We start from the raw sequence: 24,951 nt of genomic DNA, 5'->3' as shown, positions 1-24,951 counted from the left end.
CGAAGATGATCGATATAAAGGCAGAAGTGATCGATAAACTCACAAAAGTGATCGATAAAATGCCTCCTGGCGAGTGGACGGCCCACGGTCTGGCTTCTCACAATGAAAAAGGCTTTGACGCTAAGGTGAGAAAAGCTGGTTTGTCTGATAAAAGCTAAAAGATGATCGATAAACGCGCAAAGATGTGCGATAAAACGAAAATCTGACCGATATAAGGGTGGAAATTAGGATGCTGACCGATAAACTTCAGGATCTGATCGATATACCAACGAAGATGATCGATATAAACGCAGAAATGATCGATAAACCCACAAGAGTGGTCGATAAAACGCCGGGGTGCCAGTAGACGGCCCCCGGAGAAATAGAAAAACGCCATGCTGCAGCATGGCGTTCAATTATCATTCGGGTAAATTATGTGCCTGTACTCCGTTCCCTCGAACAGTATAAACGGTCTCGCCGATGTAGATCATCCGCTTAATTTCAGAATCCCAATCTTCATATTGCTGGTTTTTTTGTTTTTCATCATATAGTTCACTTGCCAGCTGGATTCCGTTTTCTGCTGTGATGGTGTATATCAGGGCACCCTGGTTGATGAAATTCATATCGCCGGTTTGGCCCTGCTGGTCATAAACCACAATCGGAAAGCCGAATAAGCTGCGATCTTTATGGTGAAACAGCGCCTTATGGTCGTTCATGAGAGGGGAGAAGGTTCCGGGTCCTCCTATCACTTCAACGTCTTTTTCCTTTGGATTGGCGAAATCAGTGATATCAAATAATGATATTTTCATTCCCGCCTGGGTAACGATAGGGGGATCGCCAGCTGCATCGCTTTTCTTTACTTCGGTTTCCAGGCCGAAGCCGATTAAATGGTTCTCATCCAGCGGATGGAGATAGGTGCTAAAGCCTGGTATTTTAAGTTCGCCCAATACCTCAGGTTTTTCGGGGCTGGCTACATCGATGACAAATAGAGGATCGGTTTCTCTGAATGTAACCATATACGCCTTGTCTCCCATAAATCGGGCAGAATAGATCCGCTCGCCCTTAGCAAGACCTTCTACTGAGCCTGTTTGTTCCATCTTTTCGTTTAATATAAACAGGTTGTTGGTGGAGCTTCGATCGTTTCCAAATGTATTTCCTTCGGTTGTTGCAACCCGCAAATGCCCGTCATGTTCATCCATTGAAAATTGGTTCAGTACAGAGCCTCTTACGGTTCCTTTAGCTGCGAAACCGACATTTACTCCATCGATATCGAATTTGTAAATAGTCGTTTCTTGGTCTGATTCAACTGGCATAATATCCATTGGCATTATGGAGTATTCCTGATTCGATGCAGCTAAGTATAAGCTTTTATCCGACATGTATACCTGACCGCCTCCCCCAAGATAGGTTTCTGTGGTGACTTCTGAGTCAGGGTCGCTTACATCAACCGCGGTAACAATGGAATACTGACTTTGCTTCACGTCTGGGATGATACTGATATCCTCCACGTTAACCGGTTGGTAATTATCCCCATTGCTGCTGTCCATTGTCTGCGGACGCAGCTCAATATCCGGGAAATCCTCCATTAACCAGATATTAGGGGTGAAAACAGTAATAAAGTAGAGGGTGGAATCAATCATGCGTGCGTTGTTAAAATAGCCCTCAGTTCCAACCTCCCGTTCGAGCTTAGGGGAGAGCTGGTTGCTGACGTCGTAAATTCTTGCTGCAGTAACGCTTTTGTCCATTACATACTCTTCTCTGCTGGTTCTTTTATCGGAATGAGGAATGACCTTTTCTCCGATCACGATCAGTTTTTGATCTGATAAAAACAGCTGAGATGGGTAGAAGTTTTCTTCAGAATCAATGGTCGCAGCAGGGTCAAGAGATTTCTCGGGTTCTGCCTTCACAATTTCGATATCCTGATCATTATTAATATGAAAAATAAACTCGCCATCTGTTTGGACGATGTCAGCTTCATTAACGCCTTCTACCTGATTATTGGTTTGAGAATAGTCTCCTTCTCCGCCTCCGCTGACCGAATCCGCCGTTTCTCCAGCCCCTGCGCTATCCTCGCTCGTTTCTGTTTGGGTAGAAAAGAAGTTTCGATCCTGTGATTTTTGGCTTTTCAATATGGACGTGAAGTAATCCTTTAGAAAGTCAACAGATTCTACAGCAGGAAGTTCGTTAATTACTTGAAAGGGGATCGCCTGATTTCCTCTGATGCCAAGCCCCATTCGTGATTTAATTTGATCTGAGAGGTGAAGCGTGTACTCCTGCAGGCTTTGATAGCCGTTTTCCGGGGAGGTAATGGAAAGGGTTGTTCCTGATTGGTTAACGGCAACCTGAACTGCAACCCGTTCATTTTCTTTATTTAGAACATATACCGACTTTTCATTGATCGTCTCTTTGTTCAGCGGTTTTGTAAACTGGAGCTTCCATTCCTTATCTGTGAAAACATAATTAGGGCTTTGCCCACTTGCGGCCCCCTTAACTTCAGGCTGCATGTAAAAAATAATCAGGCCTAATCCCGTGGCCAGTACGACCAGTACAGCAGCTGTGATCCAGTTTTTTTTGTTCACGGTCCGTTCCTCCCTTAATAAGCTGGTTTTACTCAAGTAGACGGACAATGGGGACTGAGGTTACAGGAATTATTAAATATTTCCAAAGAAAGCATTACCATTTGTATTTTAAAAGTAAGGGTTTTCATTTTAAGCATAGAGTGATAGAATATGAATCGAAACGTATCGATATTCTAAAAGAAAAGAAGATATATATTCATATAATAGCATTTATTCTAATCATAACGTTTCGATTTTAGTATTGAATTGGAGATGAAGATATGAGAAAAATCAGAGTAGGCATTATCGGCTGCGGAAGCATAACAAAGCATCGCCATTTTCCAGAATATATGGCACATTCACAGGCTGAAATCGTTGCAGTTTGTGACCTTAATGAAGATCGCGCAAAAGGATATGCAGAAAAAGCGGGAGCAAAAGTCTATACCTCTTACCAGGAATTGCTGAGCGATTCTTCAATTGATGCGGTTAGCGTTAACCTGCCGAACGCCTTGCATGCACCTGTTTCGATTCAGGCGTTAAAAGCAGGTAAGCATGTTCTGTGTGAAAAACCGATGGCAACATCTATTGAAGAGGCCAATGAGATGATCCAAACAGCAGAGCAGGAAGGCAAAACATTAATGATCGGCCATAATCAGCGCTTTGTTGCGTCACATGAACTGGCAAGAAATTATATTAAAGAAGGCAAATTGGGCAGAGTATACAGCTTCAGAACGGCATTTGGACATGGCGGTCCTGAAGGATGGAGCGCAGACGGACGCGACAGCTGGTTCTTTGAAAAAGACCAGGCTTTTATCGGAGCGATGGGCGATTTGGGTGTCCACAAAAGTGATTTGATCCGCTACATATTTGATCAGGACGTGAAGGAAGTTGGCGGATTTGTAGATACATTAGCTAAAGAAGATGCAAGTGTGGATGATAACGCTGTCTGTATTGTAAAACTGATGGACGGTACAATGGGAACCCTGACGGCCAGCTGGTCACACAATGAGTTTGGAGATAATGCAACTGTCATTTATGGTGAAAAAGGGGTTCTTCGTTTAGAAGATGATGAGGATTATTCCTTCATTTTCTACCCTGTAGAAGGCATCCCTGAAAAAAAGGATCTGGGCAAAATCCAGACTAATGAAGAAGGCGGCCAAACCTCTTCTGGTGTCATTGATGAATTTGTGGAAAGTCTGATTGAAGACCGAGCTCCTCTTGTCACAGGCGAAGAAGGAAAAAAAGCACTTCACATCGTACTCGCAGCCTTGGAATCGAGCAAAACAAAACGAATTATCAGCATTTAAATGGTATGGAGGGATACAAATGAAAAAAGTAGGACTTCAATTATATTCAGTACGGGATGCAATGGATAAGGATGTAGCAGGTACATTAAAAACCATCAGTGAAGACGGGTACCAGGGAGTGCAGCTGGCTGGCACGTATGACAAAGATGCAAATCAGTGGAAATCAATGCTGGATGAGTATGGGCTGGAAGCATGCGGCATGCACGTTGGTTTGGAAATGCTGAGTGATGATGCTGTATTGGACGAATGGATTGAATTCAGCAAAATCGTCGGAAACAAAAAACTGATCGTGCCATATGTGGATGAGCAGTGGAGATCAAAAGAAAAGTACGAGGAGCTTGCCGGGCTTCTAAACCAGGCAAGTGAAAAAGTGCAGGCTGCGGGCTTGGCTCTGGGTTATCACCATCATGATTTTGAGTTTGCCCAGTTGGAAAACGGGGAAACAGGCTGGGGGATTCTTGAACGTCTGACAAGCTCTTATCCGGTTTATTTTGAAATCGATGTGTATTGGACTGAGTTTTCAGGTGTCGATACTATTGCTCTGTTTGACCGTTTAAAAGACCGGGTATTCTCTGTTCATATTAAAGATATGATCAGCGAAGACGGGGAAAGAAAAAGCGGTCCTGTTGGCAGCGGAACCCTTAATTTACAAGCAATGATCGAACAAGTTTCAACAGACTGGCTTGTCGTGGAACAGGAACATTTTGACGAAGCACCCCTAAAAGAGGTTGGACCAAGTGCTGCGATCGTAAAAAAATGGACAGGAGCGTAAGTCATGAACAAAATGCGTGTAGGGATCATCGGAGCCGGCAACATAAGTGATATTTACTTGGCTGCACCATCAAAGTTCAAAAATATTGAACTGGCGGGAATTGCAGATCTTCTTTCTCATAAAGCAAAGGAGAAAGCGGATCTATTTAACATTCAATTTTATGAAACGCCGGCTGCATTGATGGAAGACCCATCCATAGAAGTGATCGTTAATTTAACGATTCCAAGTGCCCATGCAGAAATAAATCTTGCCGCACTTGATCACGGAAAGCACGTTTATTCAGAAAAGCCCTTAGCTACCCGTTATGAAGACGGAAAAAAGATCATTGAAAAGGCCAAAGCCTTAAACCTGCGGGTGGGAGTTGCGCCAGACACCATTCTGGGAGCGGGAGTTCAAACAGCTTTGCAGCTGGTGAATAATGATAAAATCGGAAAGATTGTTGGTGCTAAAGCGTTTATGATGGGCAGTGGTCCGGAAGGCTGGCATCCCAATCCTGCATTTTTTTATGAAACCGGTGCAGGTCCCTTATTTGATATGGGTCCATACTATTTATCCTCTTTACTGGTGCTGCTTGGGCCGGTGGATTGTGTGACAGGGATTGCCCAAACGACATACCGTGAACGGACGATAAAAAGTCTGGAACGGGCAGGTGAAACATTTCCGGTGACCACACCGACTCATGTCGAGGGGCTTATGCATTTTAAAAGCAATGTTACTGCTTCCATCACTGCTACTTTTGATATTCACCAGTCCAAGCTGCCTTTTATTGAGGTGTACGGATCAAAAGGAACCATTCACGTCCCGGATCCAAACTTCTTTGGCGGTCCTGTAACGTATTTAGCTGAAGGGGAGGATGGCTGGCAGGATGCCGAGCTTGTTTCCGATTATATTGGAAATGAACGGGGGCTGGGGCTGTCCGATATGATTGCTTCGATCTATTCCAATGAACAGCATTATTGTCACGGAGAGCTGGGCTTACATGTGCTCGAGGTAATGGAAAAGCTGTTGGAATCATCGGTTGAGCGAACGTTCAAGCCGATAGAAACGAATTTTGCCATGCGGAATCAGCGAGAAAAGGTTTGATGTCAGTTCTGGCATCAATCAATCGAACAATATGAAAGAGGCAAGGCTATGACAACGATTAAAGATGTAGCAAAAAGAGCCGGGGTAGCAGTTTCAACTGCTTCCTTAGCGATTAATCACAGCGATCGTGTATCGAAAGAAACCGCTCAAAAGGTATTGCGGGCAGCAGCAGAGCTTCATTACCAGAAAAATGGCTGGGCAAGAGATTTGAAAATGAAAAAGACCCAAATGATTGGTCTGGTTCTTCATGATCTGTCTGGTTCCTTTTATGCTCCTATTATTAAGGGGATTGAACAGACGCTTCACTCCTACGGATATGGATTGATTGCATGCAGTACGCTCGGAGAAAACCTTGGAACAGCGGAACGTTTTTTGAGGGAAAGGCGGGTGGACGGAGTAATTGTTTTTTCCTCGGATATTAAGGACGAAATGCTGTGTGAAGTCAGCAGGGAAAAGTTCCCTATCGTTGTGCTGGACCGGGAGCTTTCCCATCCCAACCTTTATTCTGTTGTTGTGCATAACCATCAAGGGGGCTATCAGGCTGCAGAACATCTTATTAAGATGGGGCATACAGCGATCGGCTATATCTCGGGTCCATCCAATAACCGTGACAGCCAGCTGAGAACAGAGGGTTTTAACCAATGTCTGGCAAAGTATCAACATAAGCCGGTACCTTCCATATGGCATATTAAAGGGGATTATTCTCAACAAGGGGGATATCAGGCTGCTAAGTTACTCATTCAGCAGAAAACCCTGCCCACAGGCGTCTTTGTATCAAATGACCAAATGGCGATTGGTGCTCTGGAGGCTTTTTCTGAAGCAGGAATTGAGGTTCCGCAGACCATTCAGATTGTGGGGTTCGATGACATTGAACTGGCCAAATATATCCGGCCGTCGCTAACGACCATCATGCAGCCAAAATTTGAAATGGGTGCTACGGCAGCACATTTAATTATTCAGCATTTACAAGGTGATGAACCTAATAAACAAACGGAGCTGCCTACAGAATTGATCCAGCGGGAATCGACCAGGCCGCTTCTTTAGATGTAGTATTTTTAGCAGCGAACCTTAAATGGTTCGTTTTTTTTTGTTTAGATGCATGATCTTTCTAGAAACAGCCAGTTTTTAATCAAGTCGTTTGTTCAGAAAAGGGAGAGGTTTGAAACAAATAATTGGTTTTAAGAAATTTCGACATGTTATATTTTTAATAAATAACCCTTATTAATTTTGTTCCACAATCGGGCGATATTCAGGAGTGAAAAGGATTTTAGATTGTTCATTTTGTCCATAAAAGGACAGAATAATGAAAGGCATTGAAACTGGAGCTAACTTTATAAAAGGGTGTGGGTATGAAAACTGCCACGTAAAACAGAAGAATTGATTATCTAAAAAAAGAAGAATAATAAATGGTGCATTATATTCTTTTTAAATCGAGTGAAATCTATGGTTAAAATAATACGTTTTCTAAAATTAGGAAAAGGTGATAATTTATGAAAGCAGTACAAGTAACAGGATATGGGGATGTAGATAAGTTAAAAGTAGTCGACATTTCGATACCTGAACCAAAAGAAAATGAAGTCCTTGTGAAAGTAAAGGCTTGTGCCATTAATAATACGGAAATCTGGATGAGAGAAGGTGCCTATGGTACTGGTTCTAAGTCTGGTTGGCGACCAGAAGGGGTGAAATTTCCACGTATACCTGGATCAGATATAGCTGGAAAAGTCGTTAAAGTTGGTGGTCAGGTAGATAAAGGAATGGAAGGTAAAAATGTAGTTTTATTTCCTTTTACTTCTAGTGGAGAAGAAGGAAGCGAACATATCTCTGAGGATATGTCCTTTATTGGATCGGAATACGATGGGGGTTATGCTGAATATGTGGTGTGGCCTGCTGACCTATGTTTTGATATGCCCCTTGCCACTTATTCAAAAAGTGCCGTTTTTTCAGTTAGCGGGTTAACGGCTTGGCATATGGTCAAACAAGTTCAGGTTCAACCTGGAGAGACTGTTATGGTAACAGGGGCAAATGGAGGAGTTGGATCATTGAATGTGCAAATTGCCTCTAAAGTGTTTGGTGCTAAAGTTATTGCGATAATTGGTGATTTACATGCTGAGGAAGTAATGAAGGAATTAGGAGCCACACATGTATTATCATATAAATCCGATAATCTTAGAGAAGAGATTTTAGAGGTAAATGGAGGACCGATCGACACCGTTTTAGACGTTGTAGGGGATGCTTTGTTTCCCACATCTCTTCACGTATTGAAAAAAGGTGGAAAATTCTGTATTTCAGGGTCTGCTGGCGGTCAAATGACAAATCTTGATTTTAGAACATTGTATCTAAAACATATTTCAATGTATGGATCCGTGTTGGGGACTAGGTCAGAGTTTAAAGATATGCTTAAGGAGATATCTGAAGGAAAAATAAAGCCAGTTATAGATAAAAGCTTTCCTTTGGAAAAAGCTAAAGAAGCTCAAGTATATTTTAAGAATAAAGGTAAATTAGGCAAAATCTTATTACTACCTGAAGAATAATTAAATTCGTTTAATTTTGTAACCCCAACGTCAAAAAACCGGTAGTCCTCCGCTGTCTGACGACATTCGTCTTTTTCTCAATTTAGAGTTTTCAACAATCGGGGTTGATTGCTGAACAATGAGCAGTCACTTTTCACTAAACCTATCAGGTTAATTCTTTAATTGTAAGTAAATAATTAAAAAACCCATCTAATCTTCTTTTGTGAAGGTAGCTGGGTTTTTAGAGTTGGGATGTGCAAAAAACGCTTAAAACAGGTGCAAAAAAACACCTGAATTGACAATTTTATGGGTCATCTTCATTTATGTATCGGTCAATTTCGAGTTTTTATCGATCTGGAACTTAACACTCATTTTTATCGCATATTTTTACATGTTTATCGTACAAATTTCCAGATATATCGGGCGGAAAACAGCCAAAGGAAACAAATGCATATTGAGCTGTGAAGGAGCGCATGTAATTTTCAGAAAAGGAAAATAACTATTGAATAACTTAATCTCATTTCGTATACTTTAATTATTGAAACGTTTCAATAAGGATTCCTCTACTGGTTTCCCTTTTTTTAGGATCTTATTGAAACGTTTCAATGAATTGGATTGAATAAATTAAGAAGGGGATAGTGCGTTAGAGGCTGGAAATCGAATGGAAATGTAAGCGCCTCCACGCAGGGCGTTAACCGAAAGATTTTCCGGTTATACGGTTTCAGAGGATTGTAGCAAAGGTATTTTGGCGCTAATTTGTAAGCGCTTTAATAAAAAATGGACAAAGGGAGGCAACACAATGAAAAAGTTTTGGTCAATTTTGGGGGTAGGCACACTTTCTCTTTCTTTAATTGCTTGTTCAGACGATAGCGGTGATTCCGCAGAAAACAGCTCAGAGGATGCTGTAACAATTAAAGTAGCAAGCTGGACATTTGGCACAGAGGAAGAAATGAATCTGGAGCGTTTGATGCTGGAGGAGTTTGAAAAGGAGCATCCGGATATTAAAGTTGAGCTGGACGAGACCATCTCAAACGATGATTGGAATGGAACTCTGTCAGCTGCAGCTTCCAGCGGTGCAATGCCTGATGTCTTCATGATTCCGCAAGTTCCAACGGCTTTATCAAACGACTGGCTGATGGACTTAACTGAGCTTACAGCTGATGACGAAGATTTCGCCCATATTCCTGAAGTAGTAAAAGAGACGGTTATGCACAAAGACCAGGTGGTGGCGCTGCCTGTAGCCCAGCATTTCCTGGGTTATTTCGTGAATAAAAATTTATTCAATGAAGCTAATCTGGATGTACCTCAGTATGGAACTGATATTGAGACATTTAAAAATGCAATTAAGGATGTATCTGATACACCAAACGGAATTGCAGGAACGAATCATCCATTTTCTATTCCGGACTGGTATCCATCAGCGGTCAATAATGAGCTTGGCTGGTACACATTTAACGAAGGAACTTATCAATTAGACGGACAGGAGTTCAGAGATGCTGTTGCTTTATCAAGTGACATTATCTCAAATAAATATGGCTATGAAACACTGACGGATGAGGAAAAAGCGAATTTCCAGGGAGAAGATCCTGAGCAGGTCTGGCAGCAGGGCGGAGTCGCGCTGAAATGGGATGGCACCTGGGGAACTGCAGATATGCTGGAAAGACTTGATTTTGAATGGGACTTCGTCGGCATTCCTGGAGGAAGAACAGTTATCGTAAACGACTACATGGGAATCTCCAAATCATCTGAAAATGCTGAAGCTGCCTATGAGTTTATTAAATTTATGTCGTTTGGTGAAGAAGGCTTTACAAAACGCGTAGAACTTGCAGAGGCTGAAGGAAAAGCGTTGAATTCACTTCCAGTAACGACAAATGAAGCAATGCTCGATTTGTATTTTGATGTACTGGAGGTACCAGGAGTACGTCTGGCTTACGAAAACCTGGATAATGCCATTACAGAGCCCGTTAAAATCGTGCCTGGGTTTGCTCAATCAAGATGGGAAGCTCCAACGGGTGTTGCGGTCGATGATAAGCCAAATGCCACAATCAATGAGTTAATCGATGCATTTACCAGAGGGAAATTAAAGCTCGAAGACTACTCTCAGCAATTGGATGCATTAGCAGAACAATCGTATGAGGATGCAGTTAGTAAATTAGAGTAAAACAAGCTAAGAACTGGGGGAGGGGTACAGCCATGAAAAGAAATTGGATTGCTGGGTTAACGATTCTTTTGCTTTTGATCAGTCATTCAGCTGTCGCAAGTGGAGAGGAAGGTCAAGAGGAAGCATTAGCCGATCAGTTAATTGAAGATTCCTATCATGATGTCCTCCTTAAATGGAAAAATGAAAAGCAGCCGGGTCAGGAGGGGGAGTCTATTCCTCTTCTTCCATCCGACTGGACGCTGCAAGGAGCAGAGCTGACAGAAGAAGGTGACAGCCACGGATATGAAGGCCAAACGGTTCGTTTGATGCGTGAACAGCAGATGGAAACTGTGGTTGAAGTGGAAACCAGCGGCTATTACCAAATTAATTTTGATTATTACATAAAAAGTGACCCTATTTTACCTGTGGAAATAGCGGTGCAAATTAATAATGAATATCCATATTACGAGAGTAGAAGAATATCATTTGTGTCGAAATGGAAAAATGATCCTGATTATAAAGGTCCGGATGAAAATGGAAATGAACGAATACCGGCTAAGGCGTCGATCCCGGAATGGTCTTCTCTTTATGCAGAAGATGCCAGCCATCTGCAGGATGATCCGCTTGTGTATTGGCTGGAGGAAGGCAGTAATACTATTACTCTTGAAGGACTGAGAGGAGAGGTGCTGTTTGGCGATGTGACGCTGGAATCACCTGAAAAGCTGCCCTCATATGAACAATATACAGCTGATTTAAACGAAACAGCTGCGGGAGAAGGGCTTGTCACAACGGAAGCCGAGAAATTCATCCATCTGAACAGTTCCTATATTCGCCCGGAAGCCTTGAATGATCCCGATGTTGTGCCGTATGAAAATGGCAAAAGGCTGTTAAATGTCATTAATGCAGATTCCTGGTCTGAAAGCGGTCAGGAAATGACGTGGGAAGTACAAGCGCCAAAGGATGGTCTATACGCAATTTCAATGAAAGTAAAACAAAACAAAGGAACAGGCGGTCCTGTTTTTAGAACGGTGAAAATAAATGGCGAAGTACCTTTTAAAGAAGTGCAATCCTATTTAATTCCCCACTCTTCAAGCTGGCAAAATGTAACGTTTGGAGCTGGGAAGGACGAGCCTTATCTTTTCTACTTAAAAGAAGGCAGCAATGAACTTTCTTTAGAAGCGAGTGCAGCGCCATACCAGGCGGCAGTCGATGAAATCTCTTCAATTATGTCTGAAATTGATGAGCTTGCACTATCAATACGAAAATTAACTGGAAATCAACAGGATCGTTCGCGTTCCTGGGAGATTACAGAGTATATACCTGAAATAGAAACGAAATTAACAGATTGGGCTGATCGGCTGAATCAACTTGGCAAGGAAGTTCAATCCATGACAGGTGAACAGTCAGAGTCCAAAGAATTTGTCTCGATCGCTTTATCTGAAGAAAAATTAAGAGGGCTGGCTGAGAAGCCAAATGAGATACCGGTTCGAATGACGGAGCTGTCTGAAGGGTCCAATTCTGTTTCACAATTGTTAGCCAATTTGATCATTGATATGACAGCAACGCCTTTATCCATAGACCGATTATATGTACATGACGAAACAGAACCGCTTCCATCCGCTGCCCTTAACTGGTGGGGCTCTGCGCGTGAAGGGATAAAAAGTTTCTTCGCCTCGTTTACCCAGGAAACGCTTTCTACTTCCGAAACAGACGAAGAAACCTTAACCGTTTGGGTGAACCGCCCGCGTCAATATGTGGAATTAATGCAAACCATGGTTGATGAAACATTTACAGAAGAAACCGGCATCAAAGTAAAACTGTCGCTAATGCCGGATGAGCAAAAACTCATACTCGCAAGCTCTGCCGGCACCCAGCCGGATCTTGCATTAGGGGTAAGCAACTGGCTTCCTTATGAAATGGCGATACGCGGAGCTGTGGAAGATCTTCGGCAGTTTGATGATTTTACCGAGTACTCAAAGCAGTTTTCACCTGGTGCTTTTCTTCCTATGATGATCGATGATGGCGTTTACGGTCTTCCGGAAACCCAGGATTTCTTTGTTCAGTTTTACAGGAAGGATATCTTAAATGAATTGAATACACCCGTTCCTGATACGTGGGACGACGTAGTTGAAATACTTCCTGAGCTTCAACGCTATGGAATGAATTACTACACGCCTATTGCGGGGGCAATTGGATTTAAGCCTTTCCAGACAACTGCTCCCTACATTTATCAGTTTCAGGGAGATATGTACGCAGAAGATGGCATGTCAACTGCCATTGATGATGAGCAGGCGTTGAATGCGATGACATTTATGACAAATTTAAACACGATATACAGCATGCCGCTTCAGGTGCCCAATTTTTATAATCATTTCAGGTATTCAACTTTGCCTATCGGTATTTCTTCTTTTACCACCTATGTTCAATTAACTTCAGCTGCGCCAGAAATTGCGGGCTGGTGGGATATCGCACTGCATCCTGGGATTGAAAATGATGAGGGTGAGGTTGAAAGATGGACGACTGGTTCAGGTCAGTCCGACATGATCTTCAAAGGAACAGATCAGCCGGATGAATCGTGGGAATTGATGAAATGGTGGATGTCGACTGAGACGCAAACGGAATTTGCCAGCACACTGCAGGTTCTCTACGGGCCCGAATATATGTGGAATACAGCGAATCTGGATGCCTTTATTGCACTGCCATGGCCGGAAGAACATAAAGATGTGATCCTGGAGCAATGGAAGTATTTAAAGGAAGTGCCTAAAATTCCAGGTGCCTATTTGGTTGAAAGAGAGTTAAGCAATATTTGGAATCGGATCGTGTTTGACGGAGAAAATCCGCGTTCAGCGATCGACGATTCAATCATTGCCATTGACCGTGAAATCACACGCAAAATGGAGGAGTTTGGATACGTGGAAAACGGCAAAACTGTCAAACCGTATCGGGTTCCAACGATTGAAATGGTAGAAAGCTGGGGCGATGAAGAATGATAAAAAAACGTACCAGAAATCATGACAGCAGCACATGGGTTTTCCTGAGCCCGTATATTATTTTATTTACTTTATTTATCGTGGTGCCATTTTTAGCAGCCATTGTTCTATCATTCACTTATTTCAATGCAATTGAATTTCCAAGTTTCATTGGGTTTTCAAACTACATTGGACTGCTGACGCAGGATGAGGTGTTTATGCAGTATGTCCTACCGAACACTTTAACCTTTGCGCTTATTGTGGGACCGGGGGGTTATATCCTGTCTTTCATTCTTGCATGGACGCTTGCCCAGATTTCAAAGGGACCAAGAACCGTGCTGGCTCTGATTATCTATTCTCCATCCATGACAGCGGGAATTGCCATGTCAGTGGTGTGGACCATTATTTTCAGCGGAGATGAAACTGGCTACTTAAACAGTTTGCTCATCACATTTGGAATGATTTTTGAACCAATTCAATTCCTCCAGTCTCCGGAGTATTTAATGACGATCATGATCGTCGTGACACTCTGGGGAAGCATGGGGGTGGGCTTCCTGGCGATGCTTTCTGGTGTTTTAAATATCGATAGTGAGATTTACGAAGCCGGTTATATTGATGGCATCCGAAATCGTTTTCAGGAAATTATTTATATCACCATTCCCTCGATGCGCCCGCAAATGCTGTTTGGCGCTGTAATGGCTGTCGTTGGAACATTTCAGGCTGGTGCGATTGGCGTCGCGCTGTCAGGGTCAAATCCAACCCCTCAATATGCGGGACAACTTATGGTCAACCATTTAGAGGATTATGGTTTTATCCGATATGAAATGGGCTACGCAGCTGCTGTATCTGTCATTTTATTGCTTGTGGTGTATTTATTTTCAAAAGTTGCATGGAAATTATTTGGCGATAAAGAGGAGGCGTAATGCATGGCGAAATCATCCTTTCATGGCACTAAGATAAACCCTTCCAAATTCCATTGGAGTCAGATGAAGTTCTACCTGTTTTTGATTCCGCTTGCCATCTTTATGGCGCTGCCTATCGTGTACATTCTTTTTCATGCATTTAAACCAATTGATGAGCTGTTTGCTTTTCCTCCGAGGTTCTTTGTTGAAAAACCGACCATGCAGAATTTTTCGGATCTATTCTCTGCATCTTCTGAAACAGGTGTGCCCATGGCGCGTTACCTTTTCAACAGTATCATTACCACCGTCGTCGTTATGCTGTTTACAGTGCTGATCAGCACGATGGCAGGCTACGCGCTGTCAAAAAAGAAATTCCGGAGCAAAAAATATATCTTTGAAATCAATACTGTAGCCCTGATGTTTGTACCGGCAGCAGTAGGGATTCCACGTTACCTGCTGATTGAAAATGTAGGACTGATCGATTCATTTTTTGTTCATATCTTTCCTTTACTGGCAATGCCGATCGGGCTGTTTTTAGTTAAGCAGTTCATCGATCAAATTCCAAATGAATTATTGGAGGCAGCACGGTTGGATGGAGCAAACGATTATTATATTTTCTTAAAAATTATCGTGCCGCTTGTAAAACCGGCCATCGCAACAATCGCTATTTTATCGTTTCAGCTTGTCTGGAACAATATTGAAACCTCTACTCTGTATGTAAACGACGAGGGACTAAAAACCTTTGCGTTTTATATGTCCACTCTCGCATCGCAGGTGGAAGGAAATACTGTTGCCGGTCAGGGCATGGCAGCTGCAGCCGCACTTATCATGTTTTTGCCAAACCTGATTATCTTTATTTTCCTGCAGCGTCAGGTAATGAACACGATGGCACATTCAGGAATCAAATAGAAAAAGGAGGGAGGTTATGAAAAAGCTCTTATTCGTTATTATGGTGCTGACCTTGGTCGCGCCGGCAGTAGAAACCTATGCATCATCCATTCCATACCCCACAGTAACGTATGAAGATGATGGCACAGAGACGCAGACACAAACAACTTTTCTGCCTTTAGGACAATTTCAAAAGGATAATAGTTTGATCAATCCGGAGGATCTGTTTATTGATGCGGAAGACCAGGTGTATGTTGTGGATTCTGGCACGAAGTCCGTTATTCAATACAGTCCGTCCGGAGAAAAAATCAAGGAATTCGGGGCTGGTGTTCTTCAGCAGCCAACAGGGCTGTATGTAACTGAAGAAGGAGATCTTTTTGTCGCAGACTATGGCGCATCCAAGATCGTACAATTTAATCAGAAGAATGAAATTGTAAAAGAATTTGAGAAACCTGATTCTCCGCTGTTTGGATCACGCTCGAACTTTAAGCCGACAAATGTTGTCATTGACCGAAGGGGGAACCTGTATGTCATCAGTGAAGGATCAACGAATGGCATTATTCAGCTGAGCGAAGACGGAGAGTTTTTAGGTTTTTATGGAGTAAATCGAACGCAAAATGCTTTTAGTTCTGTTATTCAGGAAATGCTTTCGCTTGATACAAATCTGTTTTCTAAAAATCCTCCTGCTCCGCAAAACATCGCCATCGATGAACAGGGGCTTCTGTATTCGATTACACAGGGAGCAGAAATCGAGCTCATTAAAAAACTAAATGTCGCGGGAGATAATATGCTGCCATTAGATATTGCCAGCGATATTTCATACGTTGATATTACGGTAGACAAGCATGGAAATATGTTCGTCATTGACACAGATGGAATCATTCATGAGTTTGACAGTTTTGGAAATCTGCTGTTTCTGTTTTCAGGACCTGACGAAGGATACAATCAATGGGGGCTGTCCCAGCAGGCAAGCAGTATAGCGGTCGATTCAAACGGTTTCTTGTATGTTGCAGATCGTGAAAGAGGGCTCATTCAGCGTTTTGGTCCAACTGCTTTTATGAATGAAGTGCATGCTGGCATTGCTTTATTTAAAGAAGGTTTATATGTAGAAAGCAGAGAGTATTGGGAAAATGTATTGGATCTTAATACCTCATTTGGACTGGCGCATACCGCGATGGGCCGTGCGTACTTTAAGGAGCAGCGCTACGAGGAAGCGCTTGAACAGTTTACATTAGCGAATGATCGCTCCGGTTACTCAGAAGCGTTTTGGGAAAGACGCCACGCGTGGCTGCAAAACTACTTGGGACTTTCTCTTTTAATTCTGATTGGCCTGCTGATTGCCTGGTCTTCTTTGAAATATGCAAATCGAAAAACAGGCATTGTCGCGGGGGTGAGAAAGAAGGTGCCGGTTCCGCGTTTACTAAAGGACCTTGCTTTCGTCGGATACTTTATAAAACACCCGGTTGACGGGTTTTACTACATACGAAAGCAGCAGCGCGGTTCTGTCTTATCCGCAAGTATTTTATATCTCCTGCTGGTGATCATTTATTTTTATTCCAGACTACAGACGGGCTTTATCTTTTCAGGAGCAGGCGGGTCAGATTTTGTATTGAGCAGAGAGCTGCTGATTGTCCTGGGGCCTGTTGTGCTTTTCATCATCTCGAATTATTTGGTCAGTACAATCAATGACGGACAGGGCCGCTTTAAAGATATTTATATTGGAACGATTTATGCCTTGGCCCCCTATCTGATCTTCATGGTTCCGATCACGCTGCTTTCAAATGTTATTACGCTTAATGAAGCCTTCCTTTATCAATATTCCGTGGTATTAATTTACGGCTGGTGTCTGATGATCCTGTATTTTATGGTCAAGGAAATTCACAACTATATGATTTCAGAGACAGTGCGAAACATTTTGCTAACAATCTTTGGCATGATTATGCTCGTATTAGTCGGATTTATTCTCTACATTCTATTAAACCAGGTAATAGACTTCTTATTCTCATTGATAAGCGAGGTGATGGTTCGTGTATAAAAAGTGGTGCTTACTTTTAATGATTCCGCTTGTCCTGTCCAGTTCTGTGGCAGGGGCAACAGAAGGGACGAAGGAGCAGGCGGTTGAAGAAATCATTGCAGAGGTCCCTCAGTCAATTTTTTATGAATCAAATCAATTCACGCAAACGACACCAGATCAAACCGAGCAGGCAGATCAAGAGAAGATTGGAGAGCCCTATGAATTAATGGCAGAGAATGACCGCCTGGCTTTATATGCTGATCCGAAGACCCTCGCCATTAAGACGCTTAATAAAAAAACGGGATATGTTTGGAATTCGGGTTTGGACAATATCGATGATTACCGTCTTAATAATACCTGGCAGCAATTTGTGCAGTCTGCCGTGACGATTGATTATATTGACCAGCGCGGGAATAGCAAGACAGAGAGCATTCAGACGAACAGCTCGCAAACGATGGTTACGCCAACAGAAACCGGCTTTCGTGCTTTCATCCTGTTTATCGGTTCAAATATTGAAATGACACTGGAGGTTGACCTGACTGAAGAAGGGCTCAGCTTTCATATTCCAAACGAAAAAATAGATGAAGGAAAACGCAATTTGCTTACCTCCATTCAGCTGTATCCATTTCTTGGTGCTTCCTTTAAAACAGGGCAGGAAGGGTACATGATGATTCCTGATGGATCGGGTGCCTTAATCCGGTATGGGGAAAAAAGCCAATTTGCTGATGCCCCTTTCAGCGCTTCAATGTATGGCAGGGATTTAAGCTTTTCTAACCCTTCAGGATCAATGAATCAGCCGGTTTCGCTGCCGGTTTATGGGGTCGTGCACGGCACCAACCAAAATGGCCTGTTAACCGTAATCGAAAGCGGAGAGCATTATGCTGATCTCAGTGCCTATACCCCTGGGGTTTCCACTGATTTCTATTGGATCACACCTAAATTTCATTATCGCTATAACTATTTTCAGCCAACAAGCAGAGATATGAGCGGAGTGAACGTTTATCAGGATAAACGCAATGAATTTGACATTAACATGCAGGTTCACGTATTGGAAAACGAGATGGCTGACTACACAGGAATGGCTAAAACCTATCGGGAAAAGCTGCTGGCTGATGGAGATTTGATCGATCGTGAGGATCAATATAAAGTCCGTCTTGAATATCTTGGGTCAGAGATGAAATCGGGCCTGCTGTGGAATTCCGTCGTGCCGGTCACAACTGCTGATCAGGTAAAGTCTCATGTTGATGAGCTTCAAGCAAGCGGCCTAAGTGATCTGTTCCTGGTTTACAGGGGCTGGACCAAAGGAGGACAATCCAATACACTTCCTGCCACATTCCCTGTTGAAAAGGATATAGGCGGAGAGAAAGCGCTGACAGATCTTCATGATGAGTTAAAGGATGATGGCATTCCTCTCTACTTATACAGCGATTTTACTTCTGCCAATAAAGGGGCAAAAGGGTATGACGGAAGTAAAGATGTTGCCCGAAAAGCGAACTCTCAGCTTATTTTATGGAATGAAACCAAATATTTTAATGAAATGTATTTCCTGAAGCCCGGTGTTTCAAAGGAGCATGCAGCTGATTCGGCAGAGGAGTTTTCAAAGCGGGGCCTTAGCCGAATGGCTGTGGATTCCACAGGCTATCTGCTGTATTCGGATTTTGAAAAAGACAAGGAAAGCACCAGGGAAGAGGCAGAGGCAGAATATAAAGAACTGTTTGCCTCACTCGGGGAAAATACCGATGCGCCTGCTGTTTATAATCCGAATCCCTATGCATGGTCAGGCACCTATCATTATCTGAACATTCCAATGTATTCTTCTAATTACATGATGACAACTGATACGGTTCCATTTCTCCAAATCGTATTAAAAGGATTTATACCGTACTATTCCGGCTACATTAATTTCCAGTCTAATCAGCAGCAGGATTTGCTACGTTTGGCTGAATACGGAGTATATCCATCCTATTACGTTACTGGGGAATCACCGGAAGTCCTTGCCGATACTGCGTCATACGATTTGTTTACAACGCAGTTCAGTGTTTGGAAAGAAGACATCCTTTCTAAAAACAACCGATTGTCAGAAGTGCTGAAGCAGGTTGAAAACGAAACAATCGAACAGCATGAAGTCGTGTCGCCAGGCGTTGCCGCAGTTACGTATTCGAATGGCAAGACGATCATTGTTAATTATACGATGGAGAAATATGAGGATGAAAATGCACAGGTCGAACCAATGGAATTTGAGATTTTCGATCAATGGGAAGGAGCGTAGGGAAGCATGAAAAAACGTCAATTTAAGATGAAGCCATCCTTTGCCTATTTCTTTCTTGCTCCCTGGATCATCGGCTTTTTAGCATTTACTGCCTTTCCCTTGGTCTATTCCTTTTACTTAAGTTTTCATCAAGTGAGCTTAACGACGGAAGGAATTCGTACAAGCTTTGTGTCATTGGAAAATTTTCAATACGCTTTCACGGTTGATGGTGTGTTTATCGGTTATCTCACCGTCTTTTTCAGGGAATTATTGCTCTCGGTTCCGATTATTATTGTTTTTTCACTGATTATCGCTTTGCTGCTTAACCAGAAGATAAGGTTTCGGGGATTGTTCCGGACGATCTTCTTTTTGCCCGTCATTATTGCAAGCGGTCCGGTATTAAAGGAACTTCAGGACATGGGCGTCACAACGATTCCCTCGATCGAAGAGGTCTTCATTTATAATTTGGCAAGCCGCAATGCAGATCAATTTTTATCGGGCATTCTCCTGTACGTACTAGATAATATCATCATGATTCTTTGGTACTCAGGGGTGCAAATTTTAATCTTTCTGGCAGCTCTCCAAAAGATAGATCGCCAGATTTATGAGGCGGCGATGATTGATGGAGCCTCCACCTGGGAGATTTTTTGGAAGGTTACATTGCCAAGTATTTTTCCTATGATTGTGGTAAACACGATCTACACGATTGTGGCTTACTCCATCTTCTCGTTAAATCCGATTATTGAGCATATAAAGATTCAGATGTTTGAATTGGAGACGGGATTCGGCTACGCTTCAGCGCTCAGCTGGATCTACTTTGTGATTATTGCCCTTATTTTAGTCCTGGTTTTTGTGATAATGAACAGTCAAAGTAAAAGACGTTATGCGTAAAGAGGAGGTGGTAAAAGTGAATCATTCAATGGTGAAAAGGGGAAAGAATGCCAACATCAAGTTGAAAAGATGGCTGGTTGGTGTAAAGGGGAATGACGGGATTCTCATCCGAACGCTTATTTACAGTTTGTTAATTGGAATTGGCTTTGTTTATATCTATCCGGTGATCTTTATGGCCTCATTCAGCTTTAAAAGCCTGGAAGACTTATTAAATCCGCTGGTGAACTGGATACCAAGCACCTTATATATGGAGAACTTTAAACAGGCCTATCAGGTGCTGAATTTTTTTCCTACCCTGCTTGAAACCCTGTATGTAACGATACTCCCCGCGCTTGCTCAGACTGCGGTAGCGGCGTTTGTTGGATATGGATTTGCCCGATTTACATTCCGCTTAAAAAACTTTTTGTTTATCCTGGTCATGATGACATTCATTATTCCGCCTCAAGTAACGTTAATACCCCGTTACCTGGTGTATAGCGAATTGAATTTGCTGGGTAATATTCAGGCGTTTCTTCTTCCCGCAACATTTGGACAAGGGCTGAACAGTGCTATTTTTATCTTGATTTTCTATCAATTTTTCCGTGCGATTCCTAAAGCGCTGGAAGAAGCGGCGCTGCTTGATGGTGCGGGGCATCTGCGTATCTTTTTCACAATTGCTATCCCCATGGCCGTTCCAGCAATTATTATTTCGTTCCTATTCTCGTTTGTATGGTATTGGAACGAAACGTATCTTGCAGCTATATTCTTTGGTGATCAGCTGACTACGCTGCCATTGGAGCTGCAGAAATTCGCAGCCAGTTATCAGAAGATGTTTCCTGCAGGGATGGATGAATCAGCAAGTAAGCTGAATGAAGGCATTCGTTTGGCAGGCACGGTATTGAGTATCCTGCCGTTATTGCTGGTTTATTTTATCACTCAAAAATGGTTTGTTGAAGGCGTCGATCGTTCAGGAATTACAGGCGAATAAAAAAGGGGATGTGGAACGAATGACAAAGGGACAGAAACTGCTGGAAAGAGAAGCCAAAGGCTCATTTGATTTTTTCTGGAAAGAAGTAAATGATGATCCGGCAAGCGATGGATATGGGCTGATTCGTGACCATTCAGGGAAGGGCGGAGAACATGTAGCGAGCATCGCTTCCAATGGATTTGGTCTTTCTGCCATCCCGATCGGAATTGAGCGGGGATGGATCACGTATGAAGAAGGAAAAGAACGGACGCTTGGAACCTTAAAAACCTTTTATCATCAAGTTGAGCACCGCGACGGCTTCTTTTACCACTTTTTGAACATGGAAACTGCGCAAAAAAATGAAGGTTTTTATGACTGTCCATCCATTATCGATACGGCAATTTTACTCAATGGGGCGATTGTTGCCCGTGAATATTTTGGCGGAGAAATTGCAGAACTGGCTGACAGCATCTATGACCGTGTAAATTGGCATGTCTATGTTAATGAAGACACCAATCAATTTTACATGGGATTAGATGACGATGGAAAAGGGTTTGGGGCCTGGGATATGTATGCTGAACAGTTGATGCTTTATTTTCTGGCAGCCGGTTCCCGCACCTACCCGGTTTCTCCTGATTTGTATCGCGATTTTGAACGATTCGAAGGTACGTATGGCGATTTTACATTTTACCCTTCTCCTGGCGGACAGCTTTTTACCCATCAGTACAGCCATGCCTGGTTTGATTTTGAAAACTGGCTGGATCCTGATGGCATTGACTGGTTTGAAAATTCCGTAAAAGCTACACTGGTTAACCGTCAGTACTGCATCGACCACCAGAACGATTTTAAAACATACAGCAGTGAGTCATGGGGATTAACAGCCTGCGACGGCCCTACCGGCTACACACTTGCCGGAGCACCCCCTTATTATCCTGCTGTTACAGTCCAAAATGACGGAACTGTATCTCCGAGCGGACCTGCAGGATCTGTTGTATTTGCAAAAGATGAAGTGATGGAGTCACTTGAATATTTTGCGACAGTTGATGAACTGTGGGGACCATATGGATTGCAGGACAGCTATAATCTTGAAAAAGCAGAACCCTGGTATTCAGATAAAGTCATTGGCATTAATAAAGGTGTCACACTCCTTATGATTGAAAACGATCATTCCGGACTTATCTGGAACCTGTATCTTAAAAATGAACAAATTCAGCATGCGGCAGAGAAATTGGGCTTTACAAAAAAGCACAGCAGAAGCAGAAGGAGGGAAAATAATTGATTGAAATAAAGGAAAAGCAGATTGTCATCGACGGCAAACCGGTTTTGGTTATGTGTGGAGAAGTGCATTACTACAGACTTGAACGCAAGGATTGGCAGTCAAGAATTGATCAATTAAAGCTTTCCGGCTGCAATGCGGTAGCGACTTATATTCCGTGGCTGTGTCATCAGCCTGAAAAAGACGTCATTGATCTTACAGGGGAAACAAAACCCCAGCTGGATATTGTCGGATTTTTAGACCTGTGCCAGGAAAATGATTTGTACATATTTGTCCGCCCCGGTCCATTTGTGATGGCGGAAATGAAAAACGAAGGTATCCCTCATTGGGTTTATACTGAACACCCTGAGGCGATTCCGGTTGGATGGGACGGAAATGAAGCGGGCACGAAAACGCTTGATTACCTTCATCCTGGGTTTTTAAAGGCGGTCCGTCAGTGGTACAGCATCATTCTGCCTCCTATTGAAAAGCGTCTGCATACAAATGGCGGAAAAATCATTGCCATTCAGCTCGACAATGAAGTGGGGATGTTGTCCTGGGTTAGCAACACGCCTGATATGACAGACCTTGTACTAAATGACTTTGCCGCCTGGACAGAAAAGCAGTACGGTTCTGCTTTGGGCAGCCGTTATCCGCATATGTTTATGTTGGAGGAAAACGAACGAAACCAGCTGCTGCGTTCTCCTTCAGAAGAGATTGCACCCTTGCTGCTAAAGGATCTGGGCTATTATATGCGCAGCCGCTTTGCGCGCTATATTAGTACCTTAAGAGAATACTGTGAAGAAGAGGGCATTAAGGACATCCCGTTTGTCGTCAATATTCACGGAACAAGCAGCGGGCGGGGATTCACGTTTCCAATCGGCATCAGTCAGCTTTATGAAAGCTACACGCAGGATGATGGATACTTATCTGGATCGGATATTTATTTCGGTGATTTTAATATGGATATGTTTCAGGATCTGTACCTGATCAATGGGTTTATGGATGCTGTGCATTTGCCTGACCAGCCGTTAACATCCGTGGAATTTAATTGCGGTGATGGAAACTTTGGAAGCACGTTTGGCGGCAGAAAAGATCCTTCCTCGACAGATCTGAAAATGCGTATGTGCATTGCACAGGGGAACCGGCTGATTAACTATTATCTCATGACAGGCGGCTACAATTACCGCATGGATCAAACGCTGAATGACGGCAATGACCGCATCGCTTTCACGGGAGAGCGCCATGGTTTTGCAGCTCCCATCAGCCCGGAAGGCGAATTGAATTTTACTTTCCCGAGAATGACGGAATCCATCCATCGTGTTATGGCGGTTTCTGATAAGTTAGCAGCGATGAACGAAGAAAAAGACAAGGTAGCGTTTGCGTTTATCCCTGACTATTATATGACAGAATACAGCTATCCAAAGAGTGAAAAAATGAAGGAGATCATTCAAAACATTGAACAAAACCGCGGGGGAAGCTCCTGGGAAGTTGTTGCACGGGCAATGCTTCTGCAAGGACTGAGATTTGGTTCAATTGATATTCAGCATCAAAAAATTGATCTGGTAGCCATTAAAACAATCGTGGTTCCCTCTGCCAGATATATGCATAAACAGATTCAGGAAAAGCTTGTGGCCTATATGAATGAGGGAGGGAATGTTCTCCTGTACGGAGATCTTCCGCAATATGATCTGGAAGGCAGCCCGTGCACAATTCTTGCAGAGGCGGCAGGTGTCTCTTATAAGAACTCTTATCGCGATTCAGGGGAATATTTTTTATCACTTGAATCCTCTAATCTCAGCAAACGCTACCCTGAAGTCAGAACGCATATAGCTCACACAGTCACAGCGGAAGAAAAGGTGACTCCGCTATTAAATACCTATGATACCAAAGAGGTGTGCGGGTTTGATTCTCCTGTAGGAAAAGGAAAACTGCTTGGTATTTTCACTCATTACAGCTGTGACCTCACTTTTTTTAATGAACTGTTCATGAGGCTTGATGTAACGCCATCTCTTTATCATGATTACCCGCATCATGGAATTTTTATGACCTCTGTGGCAAACGTTGATGAGGAACGTTTTGTTCATGTTTTGAATCTTGATGGCTTGGATAAAAACTTTACGATTTTTCAGGACGGCAAAAAATTATTTGGGTCACATAAGGTAACACTTTCTTCCAGAAGAGGGCTTATGCTGCCGGTGAATGTCGAGCTTGAAAAAGCGGTCATTTCTTATGCTACTGCAGAAATTAAACACAAGGAAAAGGACCTGGTGACATTTGCTCTGCATGCAGAGGAACAGGTGGCAGTAATTCAAACAGCGAATGAAATTCATTGTGAACCATCAAACGTTTCGGTAAGAAAGAATGGCTCCACCTATACAATCACCATGAACATGTATGATTGCAGAGGGGAAGACGTTACCGTTTTTTTTAGATAAAACATTATTGTAACCAAATAATACGTCTCTATATTGACCAGGCATCGTTCA

Annotated in this window: 16 protein-coding genes; 15 read left to right on the top strand and 1 reads right to left on the bottom strand. The window is 42.8% G+C overall.

Going from position 1 to position 24,951, the window contains the following annotated elements; genetic code table 11:
* Window positions 1–398: 398 nt before the first annotated feature.
* Window positions 399–2,558 (bottom strand): beta-propeller domain-containing protein, encoded by a 2,160-nt coding sequence (locus E2R51_RS10805; protein ID WP_133377045.1) that lies wholly within the window; start codon window positions 2,556–2,558, stop codon window positions 399–401.
* A 260-nt stretch (window positions 2,559–2,818) separates the two neighbouring features.
* Between E2R51_RS10805 and E2R51_RS10800 the strand changes: the two genes are divergently transcribed.
* From E2R51_RS10800 to E2R51_RS10730, 15 genes are all read left to right on the top strand, one after another.
* Entirely contained in the window at window positions 2,819–3,844 is a 1,026-nt protein-coding gene (locus E2R51_RS10800; RefSeq protein WP_133377044.1) for a Gfo/Idh/MocA family protein, read from the top strand.
* Between the two features lie 19 nt (window positions 3,845–3,863).
* A complete protein-coding gene (locus tag E2R51_RS10795; protein ID WP_133377043.1) occupies window positions 3,864–4,616 on the top strand; it encodes a sugar phosphate isomerase/epimerase family protein in 753 nt (250 codons plus the stop codon).
* Window positions 4,617–4,619: 3 nt separating this feature from the next.
* Complete coding sequence (locus E2R51_RS10790; RefSeq protein WP_133377042.1) at window positions 4,620–5,699, top strand: Gfo/Idh/MocA family protein; 1,080 nt, start codon at window positions 4,620–4,622, stop codon at window positions 5,697–5,699.
* Window positions 5,700–5,747: 48 nt separating this feature from the next.
* Window positions 5,748–6,743, top strand: coding sequence for a LacI family DNA-binding transcriptional regulator (locus E2R51_RS10785; RefSeq protein ID WP_133377041.1), 996 nt, complete (start codon window positions 5,748–5,750; stop codon window positions 6,741–6,743).
* Window positions 6,744–7,189: 446 nt separating this feature from the next.
* Window positions 7,190–8,230 carry a zinc-binding dehydrogenase gene (locus E2R51_RS10780; protein WP_133377040.1) on the top strand — a complete coding sequence of 347 codons (1,041 nt, stop codon included), beginning with the start codon at window positions 7,190–7,192 and terminating at the stop codon, window positions 8,228–8,230.
* 778 nt (window positions 8,231–9,008) lie between these two features.
* Window positions 9,009–10,370: an ABC transporter substrate-binding protein gene (locus tag E2R51_RS10775; RefSeq protein WP_133377039.1), complete on the top strand. Its 1,362-nt coding sequence runs from the start codon at window positions 9,009–9,011 to the stop codon at window positions 10,368–10,370.
* A gap of 32 nt (window positions 10,371–10,402) precedes the next feature.
* A complete protein-coding gene (locus tag E2R51_RS10770; protein WP_133377038.1) occupies window positions 10,403–13,339 on the top strand; it encodes an extracellular solute-binding protein in 2,937 nt (978 codons plus the stop codon).
* Window positions 13,336–14,241 carry a carbohydrate ABC transporter permease gene (locus tag E2R51_RS10765; protein ID WP_133377037.1) on the top strand — a complete coding sequence of 302 codons (906 nt, stop codon included), beginning with the start codon at window positions 13,336–13,338 and terminating at the stop codon, window positions 14,239–14,241. Before E2R51_RS10770 ends, E2R51_RS10765 begins: the two co-directional genes overlap by 4 nt.
* Window positions 14,242–14,244: 3 nt before the next feature.
* Window positions 14,245–15,129 (top strand): carbohydrate ABC transporter permease, encoded by an 885-nt coding sequence (locus E2R51_RS10760; RefSeq protein ID WP_133377036.1) that lies wholly within the window; start codon window positions 14,245–14,247, stop codon window positions 15,127–15,129.
* Window positions 15,130–15,145: 16 nt separating this feature from the next.
* Complete coding sequence (locus E2R51_RS10755; protein WP_133377035.1) at window positions 15,146–17,143, top strand: YIP1 family protein; 1,998 nt, start codon at window positions 15,146–15,148, stop codon at window positions 17,141–17,143.
* Complete coding sequence (locus E2R51_RS10750; RefSeq protein WP_133377034.1) at window positions 17,136–19,391, top strand: DUF5696 domain-containing protein; 2,256 nt, start codon at window positions 17,136–17,138, stop codon at window positions 19,389–19,391. The genes E2R51_RS10755 and E2R51_RS10750 overlap by 8 nt, the downstream gene beginning before the upstream one ends.
* Window positions 19,392–19,397: 6 nt before the next feature.
* On the top strand, window positions 19,398–20,261 hold the full coding sequence (locus tag E2R51_RS10745; protein ID WP_133377033.1) for a carbohydrate ABC transporter permease: 864 nt from the start codon (window positions 19,398–19,400) through the stop codon (window positions 20,259–20,261).
* 16 nt (window positions 20,262–20,277) lie between these two features.
* Window positions 20,278–21,228: a carbohydrate ABC transporter permease gene (locus tag E2R51_RS10740; protein ID WP_240733040.1), complete on the top strand. Its 951-nt coding sequence runs from the start codon at window positions 20,278–20,280 to the stop codon at window positions 21,226–21,228.
* Window positions 21,229–21,247: 19 nt separating this feature from the next.
* Entirely contained in the window at window positions 21,248–22,486 is a 1,239-nt protein-coding gene (locus E2R51_RS10735; protein ID WP_133377032.1) for a glucoamylase family protein, read from the top strand.
* The gene (locus E2R51_RS10730) at window positions 22,483–24,900 is read left to right on the top strand and encodes an alpha-amylase family protein (protein ID WP_133377031.1); all 2,418 of its coding nucleotides are present in this window, start codon (window positions 22,483–22,485) and stop codon (window positions 24,898–24,900) included. Before E2R51_RS10735 ends, E2R51_RS10730 begins: the two co-directional genes overlap by 4 nt.
* Window positions 24,901–24,951 lie beyond the last annotated feature (51 nt).

The sequence above is a fragment of the Jeotgalibacillus sp. S-D1 genome (assembly GCF_004358665.1).
In the GTDB taxonomy this organism is placed as follows: domain Bacteria; phylum Bacillota; class Bacilli; order Bacillales; family Jeotgalibacillaceae; genus Jeotgalibacillus.
This window is presented reverse-complemented; position numbering and strand designations above follow the sequence as displayed.

Excerpts from the sequence above, each read along its gene's own strand:
- E2R51_RS10800 (WP_133377044.1), top strand. The coding sequence starts at position 2,819 with ATGAGAAAAATCAGAGTAGGCATTATCGGCTGCGGAAGCATAACAAAG.
- E2R51_RS10795 (WP_133377043.1), top strand. The coding sequence starts at position 3,864 with ATGAAAAAAGTAGGACTTCAATTATATTCAGTACGGGATGCAATGGAT.
- E2R51_RS10790 (WP_133377042.1), top strand. The coding sequence starts at position 4,620 with ATGAACAAAATGCGTGTAGGGATCATCGGAGCCGGCAACATAAGTGAT.
- E2R51_RS10785 (WP_133377041.1), top strand. The coding sequence starts at position 5,748 with ATGACAACGATTAAAGATGTAGCAAAAAGAGCCGGGGTAGCAGTTTCA.
- E2R51_RS10780 (WP_133377040.1), top strand. The coding sequence starts at position 7,190 with ATGAAAGCAGTACAAGTAACAGGATATGGGGATGTAGATAAGTTAAAA.
- E2R51_RS10775 (WP_133377039.1), top strand. The coding sequence starts at position 9,009 with ATGAAAAAGTTTTGGTCAATTTTGGGGGTAGGCACACTTTCTCTTTCT.
- E2R51_RS10770 (WP_133377038.1), top strand. The coding sequence starts at position 10,403 with ATGAAAAGAAATTGGATTGCTGGGTTAACGATTCTTTTGCTTTTGATC.
- E2R51_RS10765 (WP_133377037.1), top strand. The coding sequence starts at position 13,336 with ATGATAAAAAAACGTACCAGAAATCATGACAGCAGCACATGGGTTTTC.
- E2R51_RS10760 (WP_133377036.1), top strand. The coding sequence starts at position 14,245 with ATGGCGAAATCATCCTTTCATGGCACTAAGATAAACCCTTCCAAATTC.
- E2R51_RS10755 (WP_133377035.1), top strand. The coding sequence starts at position 15,146 with ATGAAAAAGCTCTTATTCGTTATTATGGTGCTGACCTTGGTCGCGCCG.
- E2R51_RS10745 (WP_133377033.1), top strand. The coding sequence starts at position 19,398 with ATGAAAAAACGTCAATTTAAGATGAAGCCATCCTTTGCCTATTTCTTT.
- E2R51_RS10735 (WP_133377032.1), top strand. The coding sequence starts at position 21,248 with ATGACAAAGGGACAGAAACTGCTGGAAAGAGAAGCCAAAGGCTCATTT.